Genomic DNA, 5331 nt, shown 5'->3' on the forward strand with positions numbered 1-5331 from the left:
GCGCAATGCGCCGTCGCTCACTTTCTTCTGAATTGAGAGCCGTTTCCAGTAGTATTCGCTGATAATTTTTCTCCACATCGCGCAGTTTCTTCTCTTGATCCAAGCGTTTTTGTTGATAATAGATAACGAAGACGATGGCGAAAATAGCCATCATCAGCATCACCAGGGTAGCGATGAGGATCGCAAATCTGACTTGTTCAGGATTGAATTCTGTCATGGTGAGAGCGAATTTGCCAGATGCCGACGGAGAATAAGAACAGCGAAATAAGTTCAACGATGTAAGGGATGTCTTCAATCCAACCCAGCCGCAAATTGTTTTCCCATTTATCGGCATAGTGCCAGAATGGGAAATAAAATATGTTGCCGGAGTAATAAATCAGCAATCCAGCGCATACCCAAAAGAAAGGGTAGGTGAGAATATTGCTTACCTTCAAAGTATTTATTATCTCAAAAAAGTAAAGAAGTACCCATAAAATAATGAGCGCACTCTCCACAACCTGCGAATAGCGTCCAACCAGATGATTGTGTAAATCCTCCAGATTACGATTGCTGGCGTAAATATCCAGCAGCGCAAAGGGAATGAATGCAATCAGGGTGTAAAAAATGACCCGTTTGATGGCTAACGACCGGAAATTGTAGTAAAACATTCCGCTGAACAAAATGAAGCGAAACGGCACAAAAAGATTCAGCAATAGGATATTGTTAGCGCGGTGGGCAGCCAGATGCAACATCCAAAGTCCCACGACCAAATCCAATATCAGAAATACAAACAGTAGCCGAAATGCCTTATCTAAATGCGTGTACCGGATCCAGGCCAGAATTAGTGGCACGGCAATAAAAAAAACGGCGAAACTTGCCAATGGGTACCGTTCGATATAGGATAAATAGGCCATAGGCCAGGTAGTTATTTTGCCGATGGATGTACTTTATGGCGTGCAGTGGCTGGGGCAGCAAGGGCCGTCGGTCAGGGCATCATCGCCCCCAGCGGGCATGTCTTTCAGACCTATTCGGGCGCTGGTGAGGTCTTTGCCGTTGGCATCCACGGCCACTACTACGAGTTGATCGCAAATTTCCTTAGCCTCTGTTTTGGCAAAGTAGAACCGCAGACCAACACAGCCTTCCTTTTTCATTAGCTTTTCCAACTGCTTGTTACCAAAAAACTGGGCTTCGGTAAAGGTGCCGGACTTTTGCTTGTTTTCTTTTTGGGTGTTTTGATAACGCTCGGTAAGTTTCGAGGCGGAGGTAGCGGAGACGAATTTTCCTTCTTCCCCTGTGAATTTGTAAGAATTCATAAGATAAAAACTTTAAATAGGATTGAGGCTTTTTTTTACTTTCCAAGTTACGAGGCTTGACAGCAAAACCAAAACCGTTCAATAATTGGGTCAGTTTAAATCTATATAAGGTGCTGAAATAGAAATATTTGAAAAATATTACCATTAGATAAATCAAGTAGAAATACTTACAAGCCAACCACTGAACCAGAAAAGCCAAAGCGTTTGCTTTGGCTTTTCTGGTTCAGTGAAATCCCGGGCCTGGATTACTGACTTTCTCGCTGCCGGACGGCTTCGTAAAGTACTACGGCCGCTGCAGCCGACACATTAAGTGACTCCACTTTTCCGCCCAAAGGTATTCTGACTTTCCGATCCGAAAGTTTGAGCAGTGACTCGGCGATACCGTCTTCTTCCGAACCCATAATAATGACAGTCGGTAATTTGAAATCCACTTCGTAAAGGCTGTCTTCACCTTTCTCAGTACAGGCTACGACCTGTAAACCGCTGTCTCGTAAATAATGCAGCGTGTCCAGAATACTTCCCTCGCGGCTAACGGGCAGGTAGTTCAGTGCCCCGGAGGAGGTTTTCATGGCGTCGGAATTGATTTGGCTGCCGCCTTTGAAAGGTACCAGCAAAGACTGCGCTCCGGCGCACTCGGCGGTGCGGGCAATGGCCCCGAAGTTGCGGACATCGGTGATGCGATCCAACATCAGAAAAAGTGGTGTTTGGCCATCCTCAAACACTTGCGTAAGTACGTTGTGGACGGGAACGTAACGCACAGGCGAGATGAAGCAAACTACCCCCTGATGATTTTTGCGAGTTAGGCGGTCGAGTTTTTCAGGCGGCACGCGGCTGAGCGGTGCGCCCAACTCCCTGGCGAGTTGCTGGATTTCGGGAAAACTTTGGTCTTTCTGAATTAACAGTCGCTCAATTTCTTTCCCCGAACGAAGGGTTTCCAAAACAGATTGAATCCCGAAAACCATATCAGATTTCGGGATTGAGGGGGATTTTCTTACCGGATAGCGCCGTTTCTCCATGCTTCTACGATGGGGTACCATATAGGCTGGTACTCTACGTAGCGCACCAGCTCATAATGATCGTCCACAAATTGGTTGGTTCTTCTGTTAAAAGTAAAATTGACGTTAGTGGCGTTGGCCTTCTGGTCGTACACCCACACTTCCTTGTCTTTGCTGCGCTGCACCTTATCGGGTGGGCCGAGAACGATAAATATCATTCCTTTGTCCGTCTTCCAGCCTTCCTTATAGCTGGTAAACAGGCGATTGGCTTCCTCGACACGGTTATAGTAGCTGCGGATGACCTGGCGGGCCAATTCCGGATTGCCCTGCATCAGCGATAGCCAGTACTTATCGAGTGCTTTCTTATTGCCCCGGGCCGCGTCCATTTCCTTTATTTCCTGATTGGTACTCATGTACAGCAACGGTTCGGTCAGCTTTTCGGGGCGAGTCACCTTAGGGTAACGGTCGTCGGTTACAAGCAGACCGAGTCCCTCAGTTTGGGTCGTGTCGGTGAGAATGTAGTACAGTCCTTCCTGAGCAAACGCAATATCCTGACCACTCTGGATGGTAAAAGTACTATCCACTTCCAGGGTTTTGGCCACGGCGGTGCGGGGTGTGGTGTTCATCGGCGAGGGCGCGGCCTCGAAGCCGTGTTGATAATAATATACGTGCAGGGGCCTGCTCCTGCCGTCGAGCGTCTGGATTTTGACCGATTCGTTCTTGGGAATGAAGTGACGGCGCAGCGGGGCGGTCTGCTGTTTCTCGAATACCGCAAGTTTATCGCTGTCGCGCTGTTCGCGGAAACGGATAGGTAAGTCGTTCAGTACTTTTTTCAGGGTCCCGGTCTGGCTGAGTTCCATCAGCAACACGCCGTAGTCCTTGCCGGGGTTCTTGATCTCAAACTGCGCCACGATCTGGTCGTCAAGCTTGGAGAGATTTTCCGAACCGAGCGGCACGTTGCCGTAAGCCAGGCGGTCGCGGGTACCGTAGTCGGAGTACATGACATAGTTGAGATTATAGAGATCTGCAAACTCCGCTACGCTCAGCGGCGATTGGCCCCGAATGGCGTCGATATAGACATACACGCGTACTTGCGACGAGTCCACTCGCAGGAACTTGCTCGTGACTCCCACGAGCGTCGGCTCGTTGGGTATGACGGGTGCGGCGGCCTCTCGCGTCGTACGCTGGTTTTCTACCGTCCGCATGGCCTTTTTGGTAGAGGTGCAAGCGGCGCAAAATAACGCCAGCGAAAAGGAAATAAGGAAATATTGGGTCTTCATGTTGGTTTCTCCTGGTTATTGTCAAATAACGAAGGAAAGGAGGGTTTTACCCAAAAAAACTTAGGAAAAGTTAATTTTGGTGCAAGTTGAGGATAAAAACGCCAGCTTTTTGCTTTTGCCTATTGACAATCACTCAAAAAGTTCTTCTTGCTCTATGAAAACCCGCTACCACTTTCCGCTTTTCTTCGCGTTGCTGCTGTCAATGCAAGCCGTCCTTGCCCAGCCCGCCGAACGCTTCGTCAAGGTCATCGTCGCTCCCGATCGCACCGATTGGATCTACCAACCCGGCGATAAGGTTAAGTTCAACATCAGCGTGTTGCAAAGCGGCAATCCGGTGAAAGGTGCCGTAGTACGTTACGAAATTGGCCCCGAGAAAATGCCTGCGACGACCAGGGAAACCAAGACGTTGGCCAACGGTACCCTCACGCTGGATGGCGGTACGATGGAAAAGCCCGGCTTCCTGCGTTGTGTAGTTATCGCCGACATCGACGGTGTGGAGTACCGCGGCTTGGGAACGGCGGGTTTCTCGCCCGAGAAAATCCAGGCGTCCGTAACCAAGCCCACCAATTTTGATCAGTTCTGGACAGAGGCGAAGGCCGATCTGGCCAAAATCCCGCTGGACGCCGAAATGACGCTGCTGCCCGACCGCTGCACAGAAACGGTGAACGTCTATCATGTCAGCCTGAGGAACCACGGCAACTCTAGGCTGTACGGTATTTTAAGTATGCCCAAGAAAGAAGGCAAGTACCCCGCCCTGCTACACGTGCCGGGCGCGGGCGTACGGGCGTACAACGGCGACATCACTAACGCCGAAAAGGGGATCATCACGTTTCAGATCGGTATTCACGGGGTTCCGGTGACGATGGATGACAAGGTATATGACAACCTGCGCTTTGGCGCACTGGTCGGTTACTGGAACTATAATCTCGATGATAAAGACCGATTTTACTACAAGCGCGTCTATCTGGGTTGCATCCGGGCCAACGATTTTCTGGCTAGTTTGCCACAGTTCGATGGTCGAAACCTGGCTGTGACGGGCGGCAGTCAGGGTGGGGCATTGTCCATCGTTACCGCCGCGCTGGATTCTCGTGTAAAATGGCTAGGGGCGTTTTATCCCGCCCTGAGCGATGTGACAGGCTACCTCGAAGGCCGCGCCGGAGGCTGGCCCCACTACTTTGCACTGGGTAGTTTGGATTTCAACAATAAAAAGGAAAAGCTCGAAACGGCAGGGTACTACGATGTGGTCAACTTTGCCCGTCGCGTGAAAGTACCCGGCAACTATTCCTGGGGCTTCAACGACGAAACCTGCCCGCCGACTTCCATGTACGCTGCTTACAACACCATCACCGCACCGAAGTCGCTATTCCTGGCCCTGGACACGGGCCACTGGACCTATCCCGAACAGCGCGATAAGATGACGGATTGGTTGGTGGAGCGTCTGAAAGGAGGGTAATAATAAGATTTGCGGCGACGAAAATTGGCCGCCATTTCGTAGCTTGCGGAGTCGCACTTCGTCAGTTTTATCTCTATGAAAATCTATTTCCTGCTCTTCTGCACCTTAGCCGCAAACCAAATTCTCGCCCAAAGCCCGCAAGCTATAAAGCAAATCGAAACCTTCACCGCCCAAAACTACCCCGAACTCGACGCCCTCTACAAGCATCTTCACCAAAACCCCGAGCTTTCTTTGCAGGAAGAAAAAAGCGCTGCTCGCATGGCGGCTGAGTTGAAAAAACTGGGCTTTCAGATAAAAGAAAAAATCGGCGG

General features: G+C 50.1%; 5 protein-coding genes and 2 pseudogenes. 2 read left to right on the plus strand and 5 right to left on the minus strand.

The features are described 5' to 3' along the window. From ACEW8P_RS26100 to ACEW8P_RS26120, 5 genes and pseudogenes are all read right to left on the minus strand, one after another. Positions 1-217, minus strand: a pseudogene (locus tag ACEW8P_RS26100) (sensor histidine kinase); the annotation flags it as partial. Next, positions 198-893: a hypothetical protein gene (locus ACEW8P_RS26105; RefSeq protein WP_373515997.1), complete on the minus strand. Its 696-nt coding sequence runs from the start codon at positions 891-893 to the stop codon at positions 198-200. The pseudogene ACEW8P_RS26100 and the gene ACEW8P_RS26105, both read right to left, overlap by 20 nt. A 33-nt stretch (positions 894-926) precedes the next feature. After that, the gene (locus tag ACEW8P_RS26110; protein ID WP_373515998.1) at positions 927-1292 is read right to left on the minus strand and encodes a hypothetical protein; all 366 of its coding nucleotides are present in this window, start codon (positions 1290-1292) and stop codon (positions 927-929) included. Positions 1293-1537: 245 nt separating this feature from the next. Further along, a complete protein-coding gene (gene rlmB, locus ACEW8P_RS26115; protein ID WP_373515999.1) occupies positions 1538-2329 on the minus strand; it encodes a 23S rRNA (guanosine(2251)-2'-O)-methyltransferase RlmB in 792 nt (263 codons plus the stop codon). Continuing rightward, complete coding sequence (locus tag ACEW8P_RS26120) at positions 2284-3567, minus strand: GWxTD domain-containing protein (RefSeq protein ID WP_373516000.1); 1284 nt, start codon at positions 3565-3567, stop codon at positions 2284-2286. Before ACEW8P_RS26120 ends, rlmB begins: the two co-directional genes overlap by 46 nt. A gap of 154 nt (positions 3568-3721) precedes the next feature. On the opposite strand from ACEW8P_RS26120, the gene ACEW8P_RS26125 reads away from it, so the two are divergent. Then, the gene (locus tag ACEW8P_RS26125) at positions 3722-5020 is read left to right on the plus strand and encodes an acetylxylan esterase (protein ID WP_373516001.1); all 1299 of its coding nucleotides are present in this window, start codon (positions 3722-3724) and stop codon (positions 5018-5020) included. A 75-nt stretch (positions 5021-5095) separates the two neighbouring features. Beyond that, positions 5096-5331: pseudogene (locus tag ACEW8P_RS26130) on the plus strand (amidohydrolase); the annotation flags it as partial.

The organism is Persicitalea sp. (assembly GCF_041751555.1).
In the GTDB taxonomy this organism is placed as follows: Bacteria; Bacteroidota; Bacteroidia; order Cytophagales; family Spirosomataceae; genus Persicitalea.